The organism is Paramagnetospirillum sp. (assembly GCF_058402745.1).
This window is the reverse complement of the sequence record NZ_JBZVFI010000017.1, coordinates 214,179-233,163: the sequence shown is the minus strand read 5'-3', so window position 1 is coordinate 233,163 and position 18,985 is coordinate 214,179. Positions and strand designations below refer to the sequence as shown.

18 protein-coding genes are annotated in these 18,985 nt (G+C 69.3%); 8 read left to right on the top strand and 10 right to left on the bottom strand.

Features of this window, described 5'->3' with window-relative positions; all coding sequences use genetic code 11:
* Nucleotides 1-3: 3 nt before the first annotated feature.
* From smc to ACV4UZ_RS15350, 4 genes are all read right to left on the bottom strand, one after another.
* The gene (smc, locus tag ACV4UZ_RS15365) at nt 4-3,465 is read right to left on the bottom strand and encodes a chromosome segregation protein SMC (RefSeq protein WP_491601665.1); all 3,462 of its coding nucleotides are present in this window, start codon (nt 3,463-3,465) and stop codon (nt 4-6) included.
* Nucleotides 3,466-3,628: 163 nt separating this feature from the next.
* Nucleotides 3,629-4,231, bottom strand: coding sequence for a DsbA family protein (locus tag ACV4UZ_RS15360; RefSeq protein ID WP_491601664.1), 603 nt, complete (start codon nt 4,229-4,231; stop codon nt 3,629-3,631).
* Nucleotides 4,232-4,314: 83 nt separating this feature from the next.
* Nucleotides 4,315-4,497, bottom strand: coding sequence for a hypothetical protein (locus ACV4UZ_RS15355; protein ID WP_491601663.1), 183 nt, complete (start codon nt 4,495-4,497; stop codon nt 4,315-4,317).
* A gap of 63 nt (nt 4,498-4,560) precedes the next feature.
* A complete protein-coding gene (locus ACV4UZ_RS15350) occupies nt 4,561-5,064 on the bottom strand; it encodes a DUF721 domain-containing protein (RefSeq protein ID WP_491601662.1) in 504 nt (167 codons plus the stop codon).
* A gap of 45 nt (nt 5,065-5,109) precedes the next feature.
* On the opposite strand from ACV4UZ_RS15350, the gene mutY reads away from it, so the two are divergent.
* Entirely contained in the window at nt 5,110-6,180 is a 1,071-nt protein-coding gene (gene mutY, locus ACV4UZ_RS15345) for an A/G-specific adenine glycosylase (RefSeq protein ID WP_491601661.1), read from the top strand.
* A gap of 2 nt (nt 6,181-6,182) precedes the next feature.
* Complete coding sequence (locus ACV4UZ_RS15340) at nt 6,183-6,806, top strand: hypothetical protein (protein WP_491601660.1); 624 nt, start codon at nt 6,183-6,185, stop codon at nt 6,804-6,806.
* 114 nt (nt 6,807-6,920) lie between these two features.
* Here the strand turns inward: ACV4UZ_RS15340 and ACV4UZ_RS15335 are convergent, their stop codons facing one another.
* The 4 genes from ACV4UZ_RS15335 to magA all read right to left on the bottom strand — a co-directional run bounded on the left by ACV4UZ_RS15335 (nt 6,921) and on the right by magA (nt 10,309).
* Nucleotides 6,921-7,238, bottom strand: a complete 318-nt coding sequence (locus tag ACV4UZ_RS15335) for a hypothetical protein (RefSeq protein ID WP_491601659.1) — start codon at nt 7,236-7,238, stop codon at nt 6,921-6,923.
* Entirely contained in the window at nt 7,235-8,311 is a 1,077-nt protein-coding gene (locus ACV4UZ_RS15330; protein ID WP_491601658.1) for a site-specific DNA-methyltransferase, read from the bottom strand. The genes ACV4UZ_RS15335 and ACV4UZ_RS15330 overlap by 4 nt, the downstream gene beginning before the upstream one ends.
* Before the next feature lie 113 nt (nt 8,312-8,424).
* Entirely contained in the window at nt 8,425-9,030 is a 606-nt protein-coding gene (rnhB, locus tag ACV4UZ_RS15325; protein ID WP_491601657.1) for a ribonuclease HII, read from the bottom strand.
* On the bottom strand, nt 9,005-10,309 hold the full coding sequence (magA, locus tag ACV4UZ_RS15320) for an iron transporter MagA (protein WP_491601656.1): 1,305 nt from the start codon (nt 10,307-10,309) through the stop codon (nt 9,005-9,007). The genes rnhB and magA overlap by 26 nt, the downstream gene beginning before the upstream one ends.
* Nucleotides 10,310-10,476: 167 nt before the next feature.
* On the opposite strand from magA, the gene ACV4UZ_RS15315 reads away from it, so the two are divergent.
* Entirely contained in the window at nt 10,477-12,567 is a 2,091-nt protein-coding gene (locus tag ACV4UZ_RS15315) for a bacteriohemerythrin (protein ID WP_491601655.1), read from the top strand.
* A 325-nt stretch (nt 12,568-12,892) separates the two neighbouring features.
* On the opposite strand, the gene arsC is transcribed toward ACV4UZ_RS15315, so the two are convergent.
* Complete coding sequence (gene arsC / locus ACV4UZ_RS15310; RefSeq protein ID WP_491601654.1) at nt 12,893-13,240, bottom strand: arsenate reductase (glutaredoxin); 348 nt, start codon at nt 13,238-13,240, stop codon at nt 12,893-12,895.
* Between the two features lie 29 nt (nt 13,241-13,269).
* Here arsC and ACV4UZ_RS15305 point away from each other — a divergent pair, with 29 nt between their 5' ends.
* Nucleotides 13,270-14,526, top strand: coding sequence for a mechanosensitive ion channel family protein (locus ACV4UZ_RS15305; protein ID WP_491601653.1), 1,257 nt, complete (start codon nt 13,270-13,272; stop codon nt 14,524-14,526).
* Here the strand turns inward: ACV4UZ_RS15305 and ACV4UZ_RS15300 are convergent.
* Nucleotides 14,518-14,937: a regulatory protein RecX gene (locus ACV4UZ_RS15300; RefSeq protein ID WP_491601652.1), complete on the bottom strand. Its 420-nt coding sequence runs from the start codon at nt 14,935-14,937 to the stop codon at nt 14,518-14,520. The genes ACV4UZ_RS15305 and ACV4UZ_RS15300 overlap by 9 nt on opposite strands.
* 126 nt (nt 14,938-15,063) lie before the next feature.
* Between ACV4UZ_RS15300 and ACV4UZ_RS15295 the strand changes: the two genes are divergently transcribed.
* The 4 genes from ACV4UZ_RS15295 (at nt 15,064) to hslO (ending at nt 18,975) form a co-directional block, all read left to right on the top strand.
* Nucleotides 15,064-15,876 (top strand): ABC transporter permease, encoded by an 813-nt coding sequence (locus tag ACV4UZ_RS15295; RefSeq protein ID WP_491601651.1) that lies wholly within the window; start codon nt 15,064-15,066, stop codon nt 15,874-15,876.
* Nucleotides 15,877-15,995: 119 nt separating this feature from the next.
* On the top strand, nt 15,996-17,165 hold the full coding sequence (locus ACV4UZ_RS15290) for an aspartate aminotransferase family protein (protein ID WP_491601650.1): 1,170 nt from the start codon (nt 15,996-15,998) through the stop codon (nt 17,163-17,165).
* Entirely contained in the window at nt 17,162-18,079 is a 918-nt protein-coding gene (gene argF, locus ACV4UZ_RS15285) for an ornithine carbamoyltransferase (protein ID WP_491601649.1), read from the top strand. Before ACV4UZ_RS15290 ends, argF begins: the two co-directional genes overlap by 4 nt.
* Nucleotides 18,076-18,975 carry an Hsp33 family molecular chaperone HslO gene (hslO, locus tag ACV4UZ_RS15280; RefSeq protein ID WP_491601648.1) on the top strand — a complete coding sequence of 300 codons (900 nt, stop codon included), beginning with the start codon at nt 18,076-18,078 and terminating at the stop codon, nt 18,973-18,975. Before argF ends, hslO begins: the two co-directional genes overlap by 4 nt.
* Nucleotides 18,976-18,985 lie beyond the last annotated feature (10 nt).

Below are 18,985 nucleotides of genomic sequence, written 5' to 3'. Positions count from 1 at the left end.
GCCCTACACCACCTTGTCCCTCAGCAGCTCCGCCTGGGCGAGGTCGACCGAGACCAGTTGCGACACGCCGCGCTCGGCCATGGTGACGCCGTAGAGGCGGTCCATGCGGGCCATGGTCATGCGGTGGTGGGTGACGATCAGGAAGCGGGTGCGGGTGGCGCGCGCGATGCCTTCCACCAGCGAGCAGAAGCGGTCGACGTTGGCGTCGTCCAGCGGCGCGTCCACCTCGTCCAGCACGCAGATGGGCGCCGGGTTGGTCATGAACACCGCGAACAGCAGGGCCAGCGCGGTCAGCGCCTGCTCGCCGCCCGACAGCAGGGAGAGCTGCTGCAGCCGCTTGCCCGGCGGGCTGGCCATGATTTCCAGGCCGGCCTCCAGGGGATCGGCGGATTCGGTCAGCGCCAGATGGGCGCGGCCGCCGCCGAACAGTTTCACGAACAGGTCGCGGAAATGCTGGTCCACCGCCTGGAAGCTGGCCAGCAGCTTCTCGCGGCCCTCGCGGTTGAGGTCGCCGATGGCGTGGCGCAGCTTGGCGATGGCCGAGACCAGGTCGTCCTTTTCCGCCACCATGCCGGCGATGCGGGCCTCCAACTCCTCCACCTCCTGCTCGGCGCGCAGGTTGACCGGCCCCATGTTGTCGCGCTCGCGCTGCAACCGGTCGAGCTTGCGTTGCAGCTCCTCGGGGTCGGGGCGCTCCTCCTCCACCAGACCGGCCACCTCGCGCAGCTGTTCCGGCGTCATGTCCAGGCGCTCGCCGATGCGCACCGCCACGGCGCGGCAGGCCTGATCGGCGGCGGAGACGGCGGCCTCGCGGCGGATGCGCTCCTCGCGGGCATTGGCCAGCAGGGCCTCGGCCTCGCGCATGCGGCGGTCGGCCTCGGCCAGACGCTGTTCGGCGGCGACCAGGGAATCGGCGGCGGCCTTGCGGGCCGCTTCCGCCGCCTCCAGGCGATTGAACAGCTCGTCCCGGCGCCGGGCGATGGTGTCGGGCAGGCTGGCGAGGCGCTCCATCTCCAGGGCGATCTCCTCGCGGCGCTCGGCCAGTTCCTCCACATGGGCTTTGGCGGCCTCGGCGCGGGCCCGCCAGGACTTGGCGTCGCCGTCCAGCGCATCCAGGCGGCGGCGGCGCTCGGCCCCTTCGCGGGCGACGCCGTCCAGGGCGGAGCGGGCCTCCACCAGCACCGAGCGGCGCTCGGCCAGGGTGGCGCGCAGCATGTTGACCTTGTCGCGGCCGTCGCTGGATTCGGGAAAGGCGGCGACGGAATCGCGGGCCTCGGCCAGTTCCGCCCCGGCCTGGACGTGGTCGGAATTGGCGTCGGTCCAGGCCTGGGTGGCGGCGGCCAGACGGGTCTCGAAGGCGGCGAAGCGCTGGGACAGTTTGGCGTGGGCGTCGCGGGCCTTGGCGGCTTCGGCCTCGGCCTGCTTGACGGACTCCTTGGCGCGGCGCTCGGCCTCGGCGGCGGAATCCACTTCGCGGGTGGCGGCTTCCACCTTCTCCTCGGCCTCCTCGACGCCGATGGACGCGTCGTCCAGGGCGGCGTCCAGCTCGCGCAGCCGGTTGCGCTGGGCTAGGCGCAGAGCCATGGGTGACGGCGCCCCCGAACGGGCCACATAGCCGTCCCAGCGCCACAGATCGCCCTCGGGCGTCACCAGACGCTGGCCGACGGCCAAAAGCGGGCGCAGGCGCTCGCCGGCGGAGGCATCCTTGACCACGCCCACCTGGGACAGGCGGCGGGCCAGTTGCGGCGGGGCGGCGACGAAGCGGGACAGGGGCTCGGCGCCATCGGGCAAGGCGGGGGGATGGTCCAGCGGCCCCAGGTCTTCCCAATGCAGCGGCGCGGCGGCGTCGAGGGGGGCGGACAGGTCCTCGCCCAGGGCGGCGGCCAGGGCGGGCTCGAACCCGGTGCGGGCCGAGACGTCGTCCAGCACCGGGCGGTGGTCGCCGCCCTTGCCTTGCGCCAGCACCTGCCGCAGCCCGTCGGCCTCGGCCTGCAGGCGGGACCGGGCGGCGCTGGCGGCCTGGAAGGCGTCGCGGGCCGATTCGCGCGCCGCCAGGGCCTCCACCCGGCGGCGGTCGGCGGATTCGGCCTGTTCCCGGGATTCCTCCAGGAATTCCAGGGTCTCCTCCAGCTCCATCTCCAGGGCGGTGAGGTCGGAGCGGTCGATGCTCTCCCCCTCCACCTCGGCCTTCTGGCGCTCGGCCTGGGCCAGACGCTCGGCCAGACGGGCAAGCCGGGTCTCGCATTCCGACAGGCGGCGCAGCGCGCTCGCGCGCTCGGCGTCGGCGGCGGCCACCTCCTCCATCAGGGCGGACAGCTCCTGTTCCACCGCCACCACCGCCTCGGCGGCCAGATCGACGGCTTCCTCGGCGCGCAGTTTGGCCTCGGCCTCGCCCTCGCCGGCTTCGGCCAGCAGGGCGCGCTCCTCCTCGAGGCGGGCCAGGGCCCCTGAGGCGTCGGCGGCGCGGGCGTGCTCGCGCTGCAGATCGGCCCCGGCCTGTTCCAGGCGGCGCTCCAGGTCGCGCCTAAGCTCGGCGAGGCGGCCTTCCTCGGCCTCCAGCTGCTCGCGCTCGGCCATCAGCTTCTGCAAGGCGGTGGCGGAATCGGCATCGGCGCGGCGCAGGTCGGGCAGGCCGGCGGCGGTCTCCGCCTGTTGGGCCGAGGCGGCGGCGGCGTGGCCGGTGGCCTCCTCCACCTTCATCTCGGAGTCGCGGAAGGCGCTGCGGGCGGCGTCCACGGCGACCAGGGCCTCCAGCCAGCCGAGATACAGCACCTGGGCCTCGATGCGGCGGATCTGCTCGGACAGCGTGCGGTAGCGGTTGGCCTGCTTCGCCTGCTTCTGCAGCGATTTCAGCTGCTCGTCCAGGGTGGCGAGCACGTCGTCCAGGCGCGACAGGTTGAGCTCGGCGTTCTTGAGGCGCAGCTCGGCCTCGTGCCGGCGGGAATAGAGCCCGGAGATGCCCGCCGCCTCTTCCAGCAGCGAGCGGCGGTCGGCGGGCTTGGCGTTGATCAGGGCGCCCACCCGGCCCTGGCTGACCAGCCCGGAGGAGCGCGCCCCCGTCGCCGCGTCGGCGAACAGCAGCTGCACGTCGCGGGCGCGGGTGTCGATGCCGTTGATGCGGTAGTTGGAGCCGTTGCCGCGCTCGATGCGGCGCATGACCTCGATCTCGTCGCGGTCGAACTGGGGCGGCGCGGTGCGTGCCGTGTTGTCCAGGCCCAGCATCACCTCGGCCACGTTGCGGGCGGGCCGGCCCGAGGTGCCGCCGAAGATGACGTCGTCCATCTCGCCGCCGCGCATCTGCCGCGCCGAGGTCTCGCCCATGACCCAGCGCAGCGCCTCGATGAGGTTGGACTTGCCGCAGCCGTTGGGGCCGACCACGCCGGTCATGCCGGGCTCGATCAGGAGCTCCGCCGGATCGACGAAGGACTTGAAGCCCGACAGACGCAGCTTGGTGAACTGGATCACCGGCGAAAATCCCCTTGGGCCGACAGCAGCACGTGCGGCGTTTTGGTATATGCCCCTCAGACGCCGGGCGGGGCGCCCCTGGCGCCCCTTGGCTTTCCGCGGCATAGGCCGCGCGGCGCCTTGCGCCTAGCCATGACGGGCCAGGCCCGCCATGGCGCGGTTGCTACTTGGACGCGGCCTTCAGCGCCTTGTCCAACTGGTCGTAGGGGATGGCGCCGGGAATGACCTTGCCGGCGACGATCAGGGTGGGGGTGCTTTCCACGCCCAGCTTCTCGTGACCGTCCTTGGCGCGCTCGTTGATGGCGTTGGCCAGGTCCTGGCGCTTCAGGCAGTCGTCCACCTTGTCCTCGCCCATGCCCGCCAGCTTGGCCAGCTTCTTCAGCTCGACCAGGGGGTTCTGGGAGCCCATCCACTTTTCCTGCTGCTCCATGATCAGGGCCAGCAGGCCGAAATAGCGGTCGGGACCGGCGCAATGGGCGATCATGGAGGCGCCCACCGACAGGCCGCGCGGCCCCGTGGGGAAGTCGCGGTAGATCAGCCTGGCCTTGCCGGTCTCGATCCATTCCGACTTGAACTTGGGCAGGGTGTTCTTGTGGAAGGTGGCGCAGTGCGAGCAGGTGGTGGAGGCGTACTCGATCACCGTGATGGGCGCGTCGGGCTTGCCCAGGACCTGGTCGATGGGATAGCTGAGATCGGCGGCGGCGGCGGTCTGGGTCACCAGGAACAGCGCCGCGACGGCACCGAGCAGACGAATGAACGGCTTCACCTTGAGGTCCCTCCGGGAAACGGAAATCCGGGCGGGATATTAGGAGGTGAACCGCCCGCGCACAAGGCGTAGGGATTCAATCGTCAATAGGAGGCGGAGGGCGCCGGGACGGAGGGCGGGGGGGCGGGCTGGGCCGCTTCCTCGGGAACGTGGCCCCACAGGAACAGGATCACCACCAGCACCGCGATCACCGCCGTGATCATGATGAAATAGCGGATCAGCCCGTAATCACGGGTCATCTCGGCGAGATCCTGAAACGCGTTCATCCGGCCACCTTCGTGCGGCTCTGGCTGTATCCGGACAGTATATGGGATGAGGTTAGCATTTGGTTAGCCCTGACCTTGGGCCAGCCGGCGGCCCAGGCGCTCGAGAACCTCGCGCAGGTCGGGGTCCTCCACCTGGGACAGGCGGTCCAGCGCGGGCGGCGACGCGGAGGGGGCGGCGGGCCTGGCGGGCGGCGGTCTGGCGGCCGCCTCCGGCAGCGGGCCCTGGCGCAGCTTCAGGCGCGCCACCGCCTTCCAGCCGAAATAGCCGTTGATGCGCTCGAGGATCAGCGGTTCCAGGTGCTGCATCTCCAGCGCGAAGGCCCCCGAATCCACCTTGACCGTCAGGGTGCCCTCGGTGCGCTCCTTGGGCGGGAAGCGGATGCCCAGCGGCAGGGTGTGGCTGGCCACGGCGCTGCCGACGATGGCCGGCCAGTCCACCACCAGGGCGCCGCCGGCGAAGCCGTGGCGGCCGAACACGGGCCGCGTCACCCGGTCGCTGGGCACGGCGATGGATACCAGTCCATGGGTGCGGCGTTCGTCGGAAGGCTTTTGCGTGCTGTCGGCCATGGGCTAAGCATACCCCAGACCCCGGTTTTGCACTATGGTCGGGGCATGCATTCCGCCGACCCCGCCTCCGTCCTGCTCGCCTGGTACGACCGCGACCGCCGCGTCCTGCCTTGGCGCTACGCGCCGGGCGCCGCCGCCGACCCCTATCACGTCTGGCTGTCCGAGGTGATGCTGCAGCAGACCACGGTGGCGGCGGTGATTCCCTACTTTCTCGACTTCACCCGCCGCTGGCCCCGTGTCGAGGATCTGGCCGCCGCGCCGGTGGACGACGTGATGGCCGCCTGGGCCGGCCTGGGCTATTACGCCCGGGCCCGCAACCTGCACGCCTGCGCCAGGCTGGTGGCCGAATGGCGGGGCGGACGCTTTCCCGACGACGAGGCGGCCCTGCGCCAGCTGCCCGGCATCGGCGAGTACACCGCCGCCGCCATCGCCGCCATCGCCTTCGGCAAGCGGGCGGTGGTGGTGGACGGCAACGTGGAGCGGGTGATGGCCCGGCTGTTCGCGGTTTCCGAGCCGCTGCCGGCATCCAAGACGCGTCTCAGGGAACTGGCCGCCTCGCTGACCCCCGAGACCCGCCCGGGCGATTACGCCCAGGCGGTGATGGACCTGGGCGCCACCATCTGCACGCCGAAAAGCCCGGCCTGCGGCCTTTGCCCCTGGCGACCCGCCTGCAGGGCCCAAGGTCTGGGGCTGGCCGAGACCCTGCCGGCCAAGGCGGCCAAGCCCGAGCGCCCGACACGCAGGGGAATCGCCTTCTGGCTGACGGCGCCCGACGGTTCGGTGCTGCTGCGCCGCCGTCCGCCCCAGGGCTTGCTGGGCGGCATGATGGAGTTCCCCTCCACCGAGTGGCGCGAGGCGGGGTGGAGCCTGGACGAGGCGATCCCGGCCGCGCCGCTGGTCCCCCGCGCCTGGACGCTGCTGCCCGGGCTGGTGACCCACACCTTCACCCACTTTCATCTGGAACTGGCCGTCGCCGCCGGCCGCACCCCTGCCCAGGCGGCGGTTCGTGGTGTATGGTGCCCGCTGGACCGGCTGGAGGATCAGGCGCTGCCCACCCTGATGCGCAAGGTGGCGCGCCACGCTTTGGCCAAGGCTTATTCGAGGAACCGGGAATGACCATGCGAACGCTTGCCCTGCTCTGCGCCCTGTCGCTGGCCGCCGCCCTTCCCGCCGCCGCCCAGATGCGCCAGCAGGGCCGCCCGGCCCAGACGCCCGAGGCGCCCAGGGGGAGCGAACTGACCGAGCGCCTGCTGCTGTTGCCCCCCGCCGGCTGGCAGGAGGCGGGGACGGTCCGCGGCCAGAACGCCATGACGACCCATCTGTTTCCGCCGGGCCAGAACGCCGAGAAATGGAGCGAGATGCTGTCCATCCAGGTGATGGGCGACGCGCGGGCCGACGCGCGACAGCACATCCAGCGGATCGTCGAGGCCAGCCGCAGCAATTGCGAGGCTTCCGGTCCCAGCCCGGTGACCGAGGGGATGATCAACGGCTATCCCGTCTCGACGATCACGGTGACCTGCACCAAGGGCCGCCAGACCGGCCTGGGTGGATTGGTGGCGGTCAAGGCCATCCGGGGCGCCCAGGCGCTCTACGTGGTCCAGCGCATCTGGCGCGGCCAGCCCTTCGAGCGCAATTCCACCGCGCCGGTGCCGCCCGACATGCTCAAGGAATGGTCCGAATTCCTGCGCGGCGTCGCGGTCTGCGACGAGGCCGACCCGCAACGGCATCCCTGCCCGAAGTGATTCTGGGCTTGTCATGCTGAGCCGAAGGCGAAGCATCTTTCAGCCCGAGGCCGTCGGGATCTGAAAGATCCTTCGGCGCTGCCTCAGGATGACATGGGCGAGACACCCGCCATGTCACTTGCAGATGGTGATGCCCGGCCCCGCCTCGGCGCAGATCAGCTTGCGGTTGCCGAAGCGGGCCACCGACAGGCCGTCGATCTTCTGGATGATCAGCTTCTGCTCGCCGATCAGGCCGACCAGATTTCCCTGGGCATCCCTGGCCACGGTCATGGACCGCCCGGCCAGCCTGGAATAGGCCACGCCTTCCCCGCCCTTGAGAATCACCGTCTGGCCGGCATCGGTGCACGACAGGGTTTCGCCCTGGGTGATGCAGACCCCCGCCTGGGCCGGAGCCGCCAGCAGCAGGACCAGGGCGGCGGTGCCCCGGATCAATGCAGCTCCGCCCGGATCTTCTGGCGCAGCACGTCGATGGGCAGGTAGTCATCGCCCGAGGCCTGGAAGTGCCAGTAGGTCCAGCCGTTGCAGGCCGGCGCCCCTTGGACCAGCGCGCCCACCTTGTGGATGGAGCCGCGATGGTCGTCGGTGATCAGGGTGCCGTCGGCGCGCACCTTGGCGATCTTGTCCCGGCGGGTGCCACCGAACAGCAGGTCGCCGGGGGTGAGCAGGCCGCGTTCCAGCACGGTGCCGAAGGGAATGCGCGGCTCGGCCCGCTTGGACGGAGTCATCAGCAGGGAGGGATCGGCCACCGGAATCACCTTGGCGATGCGTTCCCTGGCGGCGGCGATGTAGTCGGGGTCGCGCTCGCAGCCGATGAAGGAACGGCCCAGCTTCTTGGCCACCGCGCCGGTGGTGCCGGTGCCGAAGAAGGGGTCCAGCACCACGTCGCCCGGCTTGGTCGATGCCATGATCACCCGGTACAGCAGGGATTCCGGCTTCTGGGTCGGGTGGGTCTTGCGTCCGGCCTTGCGCAGGCGCTCGGCCCCGGTGCACAGCGGCAGGGTCCAGTCGCTGCGCATCTGCAGATCGTCGTTCAGCGACTTCATGGAATCATAGTTGAAGGTGTAGCGCGACTCCGCCGACTTGGCGCACCAGATCATGGTCTCGTGGGCGTTGGTGAAGCGGGTGCCCTTGAAATTGGGCATGGGGTTGGTCTTGCGCCAGACGATGTCGTTCAGCATCCAGAAGCCCAGGTCCTGCAGGATGGCGCCGACGCGGAAGATGTTGTGGTAGCTGCCGATCACCCACAGGCCGCCGTCGTCCTTCAGCACCCGGCGCGCCGCCTTCAGCCAGTCCCGCGTGAAGGCGTCATAGGCGGCGAAGTCGGAGAAGCGGTCCCAATCCTCATCCACCCCGTCCACCTTGGAATTGTTGGGGCGCAGCAATTCGCCGCCCAGCTGCAGGTTATAGGGCGGATCGGCGAAGACCAGATCCACCGAACCGGCGGGCAGGGAGTTCATCATGGCGATGCAGTCGCCGGAGAGAATGGTGTTGAGCGGCAGGGTCATGGCGGACCGATTCAAATGAGTTGGAGGACTCAATTTGAGTCAAACGTGAGAGTCCGTCAAGAACCTGTTGGAATCTAATGATTCATTGCCACAGGTAGTGGGTTATCCACAGGTTAGAACAGCATATGTTGGGCCACGGGGGCGAAGGAGCGGCGATGATGGGGGGTGGGGCCGAGGCGTTTCAGCGCTTCCAGATGCTCGGCGGTGCCGTATCCGGCGTTCCTCTCCCAGCCGAATTCGGGGTGGGACAGGGCCAGTTGGGCCATCAGGGCGTCGCGCCGAACCTTGGCCACCACCGAGGCGGCGGCGATGGACAGCGAGATGCCGTCGCCGCCCACCACGCAGCGCACCGGACAGGGCAGTCTCGGCGGTCGGTTGCCGTCCACCAGGGCGAGGGCGCAGTCCCGGCCCAGGGCGTCGTAGGCGCGGCGCATGGCCAGGAAGGTGGCCTGCAGGATGTTGAGACGGTCGATCTCGTCGACCGAGGCCTCGCCGAAGCCGATGATCGCCGTGGCGGGGACCAGTTCGGCCAGTTCCTCGCGCAACCGCTTGGACAGCTTCTTGGAATCGTCGAGGCGGTTCAGCAGGGTCCTGGGCAGGCGGGAGGGGTCGAGGATCACCGCGGCGGTCACCACCGGCCCGGCCAAAGGCCCGCGGCCCACTTCGTCGATGCCGCAGACCGCGCCGCCGATTTCAGATTCCAGAGCCAGGTCCGGCATGGGGATCATCCCTCCAGGAACCGCGATGGGCCAGCAGCCGCGCCCGCCTGGCGGTGCGGGCCACGGCGCGGGCCTCGTCGCCATAGAGCCGCGACACCAGTTCGCGGAACGAATGAACGTGGATCGCCGCCACCCGGTGCATGCGCCGCATGGTGAACAGCCAGAAGGGACTGAGCACCAGCGACAGCACGGTGACGGCGACCACCAGCTTGGTCTCCTGGGCGCTGATCAGCCGCACCGCCTTGCCGGTCTCGGCCAGCAGGAACGAGAACTCGCCGATCTGGGCCAGCGCCACCCCGGCCAGGAAGGCGCTGGGCCAGTCCTGGCGGACCAGGCGCAGCGCCGCGACGTTCAGCGCCGTCTTGAACAGGGTGACCATGGCCAGCAGGGTCAGCACGGTCCCCAGGTTCTTCCAGATGAACTTGAAATCCAGCAACAGCCCGATGGACAGGAAGAACACCATCAGCAGCACGCTGCCGATGGGCTGGGCGCGCTTCAGGAGCATGTCGCGCTGGGCGGAATTGCCCAGCACCACGCCCCCCAGGAAGGCGCCGTAGGCCGGCGACAGGTCCAGCACGCCGGAGATGGCCGCCGTGCCGAAGCACCAGGCCAGGGTGGACAGGGTGGCCAGGTCGGAATCCCGGGAAAGCCGCGCGGTGAGCGGCAGGTCGATGCGGCGCTTGGACAGCCACCAGAACAGCAGCGCCAGGAACAGCACCGAAAGCACCACCCGGGCGACGTCGGCGGGAAGCAGAGCCTTGGCCTGCATGGATTCCAGCACCAGCATCATGGGCACCACCGCCATGTCCTGGGCGATGAGGATGCCCAGCGTGGTCCGCCCCACCGGGGTGTCCAGCTCGTCCGAGGCCTCCAGCACCTTGATCACCACCGCCGTGGACGAGATGGCCACGGCGCAGCCCAGCACCACCGACAGTCCGAGACTCCAGCCCAGCACGTGGCGGAGCGCCAGGGCGGTGCCGACGCTGCCCATGATCTGCAGCAGGGTGGTGAACACGGCCACCTTCCACACGCCGAGGAAGCGCGAGATATCCAGCTTCATGCCGACGACGAACAGCAGCATCAGCACGCCGAACTCGGCCAGGACCGCCACGGCGTCGCGGTTGCTCACCAGCCCGAAGCCGGAAGGCCCCAGCACCACGCCGGCCAGGATGTAGCCGACGATGGCCGGCTGCCTGAGCCGCGTCATCAGCCCGCCGCACAGCACGGCGGCCAGGGCGACGATGGCGGCAGAGGTCAGTTCGGGATGGTGCAGATCCATGGCGGCGGTCTTATCACGTCCGGCCGTCCGGGTCTAAAGGCAGGTTGTGGCAAGAGTGAGGCAGGGGGCTGCACATAATTTATACCATAGTCATGTAGTGCTTAATTCGCGTGCAATGCTAGAGTCGTTCCAAGGCGCCGTTGGGGTGGCGCGGCAAAGGGGGTTCCATGCGCAACGGATTGACCATCGCCCGGCTGACCAATCTCTTCGCATTCGCCGTCGTGGGGGGGCTGCTGGCGGTGGGGGTGGCCGGATATCTGGCCATCGGCGAGTTGAAGGTGGGCGGTCCGGTCTATCAGCGCATCATTCAGGGCAAGGATCTGGTGGCCGACATCCTGCCGCCGCCGGAATACGTCATCGAGGCCTATCTGGAGACCAACCTGGCCCTGGCCGACCCCGCGAGCCTGCCCGGCCGCAAGGCGGCGCTGGCCAAGCTGCGCAAGGAGTATGACGACCGCCACGCCTATTGGGTCGGCCAGGACATGGATCCGGTCCTGCGCGACCGGCTGGTCAAGGGGGCTCATGCTCCGGCCATGCGGTTGTGGACGGTGATCGACCAGGGCTTCCTGCCGGCGCTGGAGCGGGGCGAGATGGATGCGGCGCGGGCCGCCTTCGCCGCCATTTCCGAGGCCTATGCCGCTCACCGCGCCGAAATCGACGAGGTGGTCAAGGGGGCCGAGCGGCTGACCGCCGAGACCGAGGCCCACGCCGCCCAGCGCGAACGCTGGTTCATGATCGTCCTGTGGAGCGTGGCGGCGGCGGTGCTGGCCGTCGCCCTGGCCGGGGTGGCAGGGGTGATCCTCGGCATGGTGCGTCCCGTCAATGCCATGACCCGGGCCATGACCGCCCTGGCCGAGGGCGACCTGGATGCCGAGGTGCCGTCGCAGCGGCGCAGCGACGAGATCGGCGCCATGGCCCGCGCCGTCGAGGTGTTCAAGGAGAACGCCCGCAACATCCAGAAACTGCGCCACGACCAGGGCGACGCCGAGGCCCGCGCCATGATCGAGCGGCAGCAATCCCTGCGCCGCATGGCCGACGACCTGGAAGGCCGGGTCGGAGAGGTGATCGGCATCGTCGCCTCGGCGGCGACCCGGCTGCAATCCAGCGCCCAGGGCATGTCCTCGGTCTCGGAACAGACCGTGCGCCAGGCCAGCGCCGTGGCGGCGGCCAGCGAGCAGGCGGCCGCCAACGTCTCCACCGTGGCGGCGGCCTCGGAGGAATTGTCCGCCTCGTCGCGCGAGATCGGTTCCCAGGTCGGCCTGGCCAGTTCCATCGCCCACGACGCCGCCGCCGAGGCGGCCGCCACCAACGAACTGGTGCGCGGCCTGGCCGAGGCGGCGGGGCGGATCGGCGACGTGGTCAGCCTGATCAACGATATCGCCAGCCAGACCAACCTGCTGGCCCTGAACGCCACCATCGAGGCCGCCCGGGCCGGCGAGGCGGGAAAAGGTTTCGCTGTCGTCGCCAACGAGGTCAAGACCCTGGCCAACCAGACCGCCAGGGCCACCGAGGAGATCACCGCCCAGATCGCCGGGGTGCAAAGCCGCACCGATCAGGCGGTGGCGGCCATCGCCAATATCGGCCGCACCATCGAGCGCATGAACGAGATTTCCGGGGCCATCGCCGTGGCGGTGGAGGAGCAGGGCGCCGCCACCCAGGAGATCTCGCGCAATATCCAGCAGGCCCATGCGGGAACCAGCGAGGTGGCGGGCAATATCGCCGGAGTCAGCGACGGGGCGCGCGAAAGCAGCGCCGCCGCCCGCCACGTGCTCGAAGCCGCCGGCGACCTGCATCGCCAGACCGACACCCTGCGCGGCGCGGTGGAATCGTTCCTGGCCGGGGTGCGGGAAAGCTCGTCGTCCATCCAGTGGGGCGACACCTGGCTGACCGGCCACCCGGTGATCGATTCCGACCACGAGAAGCTGGTCCAATACGTCAACGAACTGAACCAGGCGGCCCTGAGCGGGGCGCCGCGCGCCAGCGCCTCGGCCATCCTGGGCAAGCTGGTCTCCTATACCAGGGAGCATTTCGCCCGCGAGGAGGAAATCTGGGCCCAGGGCGAACTGCACAGCCTGGACCGCCACAAGGAGATCCACGCCGCCCTGGCCGCCAAGGTGATCGCCTTCCAAAAGGACTTCGATGCCGGTCGTGCCGAATTGTCGGCCGAGGTCATGGTCTTCCTGCGCGACTGGCTGGTGGACCACGTCTTCACCGCCGACAAGACGGGGGTCCAGGCCATCTCCCGCAAGGTGGGGTGACCCGCGCTAAAGCGGCGAGCGTTAAATACGAAACGCGCTGTCATGCTGAGTGCAGCGAAGCATCTTTCAGTCCGGGGCGGTTGCCGCAAGTGCCTGAAAGGCCCTTCGCTTTGCTCAGGGTGACAATCCGCCTCTGTTCGCGAGACGCGTCGGGACGGCGATGCATCGAAATAAGCGGCGAGGGGGCCATCCGGGGAAAAATGGCCGGCCCCCTCGCCAGAAGCCTGTCTTCCCTGACGAGGAGGAGACGGCCCTTCCGGCAATCTATGCCAATTCCAACTCTCACGCCAAGCGCCGGAGCGTTGCGTTTCGGTGAAGGCCGCCCTTACAGAATCGCCAGCACGCTTTCCGGCGGGCGGCCCAGGGCGGCCTTGGTGGCCGTCACCACGATGGGGCGCTCGATGACGATGGGATTGGCGACCATGGCCTGGACCAGGGCGGCGTCGTCCAGTTTCGCGGGGTCGATGCCCGCCTCGGCGGCTTCCTTCTTGCGCAGGATCTCGGCGGGGCGCTTGCCCAGCAGGGAGAGGATGCGGGAGAGCTCGGCGGCCGAGGGCGGCTCCTTCAGGTATTCCACGATGGTGGGGCTGATGCCCCTGTCCTCGATCAGCTTCAGCGTATCGCGCGACTTGCCGCAGCGCGGGTTGTGATAGATGGTGACACCAGCCGACATGCCTTCGATCCTCGGAGCGGTTTGAGACCATGAGTGTTGTTGCCCATAATGGCGTCTTGGGGCGCCTGCTCGCCACCCTGTTGTTGCTGGGCGCGCTGTGCGGCCCCGCCCGGGCCCAGACGCCGCCGGCCGCGCCCGGCCCCGAACTTCCCGCTCAGATCAACGTCATCGGCGACAAGGCCGCCGACGTCATGGTGCAGAAGCTGGCCGACCATTCGGGCCGCGACCGTTGGCAGCATACGGCGGTGATCGTCGTCCTCACCCTGGCGGTGGCCTTCGGCGCCGACCGGCTGTCGCGCGGCGCCTGGCACCGCTTCGCCGGGCGGCGGCTGTCCGACGAGCAGCGCCTGCGCATCCGCCGGCGCCTGGGCTGGCTGCGCCGCGTCCTGCTGGTCGGGCTGGGCGGCGCGGTGGGCCTGATGACCATCCAGTCGCTGGGCGTCTACGACGTCATGGCGGTGGTGGGCTCGGAGTGGGGGCGGCGGATTCTGTCCGGGGTGATCAACATCATCCTGGTCCTGGCCCTGGCGGTGGTGTTCTGGGAAGTGCTGCGGGCCGTCATCGAGCGCTATCTCTCCGCCACCGACGCCGAGGGCAACCAGCTGCCGCGCTCGGGCCGCGCCCGCACCCTGCTGCCCCTGGTGCGCAATGCCGCCTTCATCCTGCTGGTGGTGACGGTGGGGCTGATCGTGCTGTCCGAGATCGGCGTCAACATCGCGCCGCTCCTGGCCGGCGCCGGCGTGCTGGGCATCGCCATCGGCTTCGGCTCGCAGAAGCTGGTCCAGGACATCATCACCGGCGCCTTCATCCTGTTCGAGGACACCGTGGCGGTGGGCGATTCCGTCAAGGTGGGCGAGCATGTGGGCACGGTGGAATCCCTGTCCATCCGGGCCCTGAAGATCAGGGACGGCAACGGCTCGCTGCACACCGTGCCGTTCGGCGCGGTCTCCACCGTGATCAATTCCAGCCGGGGCTTCAATTACGCCGGCATCGACGTGCCGGTGGCCTATGAGGTGGACACCGACCGGGCGACGGAGGTCATCCTGGCTCTTGGCACCGAGATGCGGGGCGAGGCCAATTGGGGCGCCATGATGATCGATCCCGCCGAGGTCCTGGGTGTCGAGCGCTTCGACGCGGCCTCGGTGATCCTCAGGGTGCGCATCAAGACCACGCCGGGCGACCGCATGACCCTGATCCGCGAGTTCAACCGCCGCCTGAAGCAGCGCTTCGACGCCGCCGGCATCAGCATGAGCTCGCCCCAGGCCCAGAAGATGGTGTCAGACTGAGGGGGGCTCGTCGGCCTCGATCACGGCGCGGACGATCTCCCACGAAAAGCCGGCGCGGCCCAAGGCGGCCATGTCCTTGCTCCGGAACTCGGCCCGCCGGTCGGCCGGACGGTAGGGGCCGATCCGGCGCCGCCGCGCCAGGGTGAAGGCGGCGGCCAGCTCGGACTCCGGCTCCTGTTCGGACAGGGCGGCGGCGACGGTTTCGGCCTCGACCCCCTTGGCGGCCAGCGCGGCCTGGATCAGCCGGGTGCTGGCCCCCTTGCGCCGCAAGCCCCGCACCTTGACGCCGGCATAGGCGCCGTCGTCGAGATAGCCGAGAGCCGCCAGCTTGGCGATCACCGCTTCCACCATGCGGACGGCCTCGTCGCGCTCGCCGCCCCAATGGGCCAGCGAGCGGTCCGCCTTGCGCATGAGCACCCTGCGCAAGTTGGCCCTGGACGAGGAATAGCGTTCGAGATAATGCAGCGCTGCATTCTCGAGGTATGATGGCGTGATCTTGGATGGCGGGCGCCTGCTGGTCATGGAAGCGAGTGTAGCATGAGAGACGACGTGAACATCCTTCCGCCCGCGCCCCGCTCCTATGGGGCGGTCAACTGGCTGGGCGCCTGGACCCTGCTGTGCAAGGAGGTGCGGCGCTTCCTCAAGGTCTATTTCCAGACCATCGTCGCCCCCGTGGTCACCACCTTGCTGTTCCTGTCGGTGTTCGCCCTGGCGCTGGGGCCGGTGGCGGCCGAGGTCCGGGGCGTGCCCTTCGTGCAGTTCCTCAGCCCCGGCCTGATCATGATGGCCATCGTCCAGAACGCCTTCGCCAACACCTCCTCCTCCATCATCATCTCCAAGGTCCAGGGCAACATCGTCGACATGCTGATGCCGCCCTTGACCGGGGCCGAGCAGACGGCGGCGGTGGCGCTGGGCGGGGTAGCGCGCGGGCTGGCGGTGGGAATCGCCGTGGGCCTCGCCATGGCCCTGTTCGTGCCCCTGCCGGTCCACAATCCCGCCCTGATCGTCTATCACGCGGTGATGGGCTCGCTGATGCTGTCGCTCTTGGGCATGATGGGCGGCATCTGGGCCGACAAGTTCGACCATATGGCGGCGGTGACCAATTTCATCGTCACGCCGCTGTCGTTCCTGTCCGGCACCTTCTATTCCATCGAGCGCCTGCCCCAGGCCTTCCACGCCATCGCCCTGGCCAATCCGTTCTTCTATATGATCGACGGATTCCGGGCGGGCTTCATCGGGGTGAGCGACGGTTCGGTGGCGGTGGGCGTGGCCGCCATGGCGGTTGCCGATCTGGTGCTGCTGCTGGTCACCTGGCGCATGCTGGACAGCGGATACAAGCTCAGAAGCTGAAAAGCCGCCTGCCCATTGACATTTGCCGCTTTCCAACCGATATTCTGCCGCTTTCCATGAGCGCGCCGGCCTTTTCGCTCGCTTTCGCGAGACCGCCGGGCATTCTCGGGAGAGCGAATGTGATTCCAGTGGTGATGCCGACCTATGCGCGTGCCGACCTCGCTTTCGAGCGGGGCGAGGGTGTCCATCTGTTCACGGCCGATGGCCGACGCTTTCTCGATTTCGCCGCCGGCGTCGCCGTCAACGCCCTGGGGCATTGCCATCCTCGTCTGGTCAAGGCGCTGACCGAGCAGGCCGGCAAGGTCTGGCACACCTCCAACCTGTACCGGGTGCCGGGGCAGGAGAAAGTGGCCGCCAAGCTGGTGGAGCGCACCTTCGCCGACACGGTGTTCTTCTGCAATTCCGGCGCCGAGGCGCTGGAATGCTGCATCAAGATGGCCCGGCGCTACCACTACGCCGCCGGCAATCCCCAACGCTACCGCGTCATCTGCGCCGAGGGCGCCTTCCACGGCCGCACCCTGGCCACCGTGGCGGCCGGCGGGCAGAAGAAGCACATGGAGGGCTTCGCCCCCGCGGTCGAAGGCTTCGACCACGTGCCGTTCGGCAATCTCAACGCCATGCGCGCCGCCATCACCAAGGAGACCGCCGCCATCCTGGTGGAGCCGGTCCAGGGCGAGGGCGGCATCGTCCCCGGCGATCCCGATTACCTGCGCCGCCTGCGCGCCACCGCCGACGAGTTCGGCCTGCTGCTGATCTTCGACGAGGTGCAGACCGGCATGGGCCGCACCGGCACCCTGTTCGCCCATCAGCAGGCTGGCGTCACCCCCGACATCATGGGGGCGGCCAAGGGCCTGGGCGGCGGCTTCCCGGTGGGCGCCTGCCTGGCGACGGAAAAGGCCGCCTCGGGCATGGTGGCGGGCACCCACGGCTCCACCTTCGGCGGCAATCCGCTGGCCATGGCGGTGGCCGACGAAGTGCTGAACGTCATGGCCGAACCCGGCTTCCTGGAGCATGTCCAGGCCATGGCCACCCTGCTGCGCCGCCGGGTCGAGGAGGTTTGCGCCCGTTCTCCCGGCGTGGTCACCGAGGTGCGTGGCCTCGGCCTGATGCTGGGCTTCAAGCCCGTCATGCCCAATACCGAGATGGTGGCCAGGCTGGCGGGCCACGGAATGCTGACCGTGGGGGCCGGCGACAATGTGGTGCGGCTGCTGCCGCCGCTGATCATCGATGAGAGCCATGTGGACGAAGCCGTGGGCATCCTGGCCCGTGCCTTCGATGAGGTGAAATGATCCCTTCCAACGCATCGGGCGCGCCCCGCCATTTCCTCGACCTCGACGGATTCGACACGGCGACGCTGCGCCATATCCTCGATCTCGGCCTGGCCTACAAGCAGGGCAGGGGCCCCAAGGCGCCGCTGGCCGGCAAGATCCTGGCCATGATCTTCGAGAAGCCCTCGACCCGGACCCGCGTGTCCTTCGAGGTGGGCATGAAGCAGCTGGGCGGCGACGTCATCATGCTGGCGGCGGGCGATACCCAGCTTGGCCGGGGCGAGACCATCGCCGACACCGCCCGGGTGCTGTCGCGCTTCGTCGACGCGGTGATGATCCGTACCAACCTGCCGGAAAAGATGACCGAGCTGGCGCGGCATGCCGGCGTGCCGGTGATCAACGGCCTGACCGACGAATCCCATCCCTGCCAGGTGATGGCCGACGTGATGACCTTCGAGGAGCATCGCGGCTCGCTGGCCGGCAAGGTGGTGGCCTGGGTGGGCGACGGCAACAACGTCGCCGCCAGCTGGATTCACGCCGCCGGCCATTTCGGCTGCGAGATCCGTCTGGCCTGCCCGGAAAGCCTGATGCCGTCGCGCGCCGCCGTGGACTGGGCCCGGGCCCGGGGAGCCGGCGTGGTGCTGACCACCCATCCCGCCGAGGCGGTGCAGGGCGCCCATCTGGTGCTGACCGACACCTGGGTGTCCATGGGCTGCACCGATTCCAACCGCCACGAGCTGCTGGAGCCCTATCAGGTCAACGAGGCGCTGATGGCCAAGGCCGCGCCGGATGCCCTGTTCATGCACTGCCTGCCCGCCCATCGCGGCGAGGAAGTGACCGACCCGGTCATGGACGGCCCGCAATCGGTGGTGTGGGACGAGGCGGAGAACCGCATGCACGTCCAGAAGGGAATCCTGACCTGGTGCCTGGCTTGACCGATACCGTCCTGCCCTTTTCCGTGATGGGCGGCGCGGTGCGCGGACGCCTGGTCCGCCTGGGCGCGGCGCTGGACACCATTCTCGACGATCAGCACGCCTATCCGGTGCCGGTGGCCGCCCTGCTGGCCGAGACCATGGCCCTGGCCGCCGTGCTGGCCACCTCCATGAAGTTCGACGGCATCTTCACCCTCCAGGCCCAGGGCGACGGCCCGGTCTCGCTGCTGGTGGCCGACGTCACCAGCGGCGGCGACGTGCGCGCCCATGCCCGCTTCGACGCCGCCCGTCTGGGGCAGGTGGAGGTTTCCGACCGGGCCTCGGTGCCCGTCCTGCTGGGCAAGGGCTATCTCGCCTTCACCGTGGACCAGGGGCCGGATACCGAGCGCTATCAGGGCATCGTCGAATTGGAGGGCGCCACCCTGGAAGACTGCGCCCGGGTCTATTTCAAGCAATCGGAACAGCTGGACACCGCCATCGAGGCCATGGTTCGTCCGCCCGCCGACGGACGGGGCTGGGCGGCGGCGGCGCTGATGATCCAGCGCATGCCCTCGGGGAGCGGCAGCGCCCCCATCCTGGTGGCCGAGGAGGCCGAGGAAAGCTGGCGCCGCGCCGAAATCCTGCTCTCCAGCGTCACCGGCGCCGAACTGACCGATGCCGCCCTGGCGCCCGAGCAGCTGCTCTACCGCCTTTATCATGCCGAGCAGCTTCAGGTGTTCGAGGCCAAGGCGCTGCAGGCCCGCTGCCGTTGCTCGCGGGCCAAGGTGGAGACCACCCTGCGCTCGCTGCCCGCCGCCGAGATCGCCGCGGTGGCCGATGCCGAGGGCCGTATCGTGGTGACCTGCGAGTTCTGCCGCGCCGACCATGTCTTCCGGCTGTCCGAACTGCAGCATTCTTGACGGCTTGCCG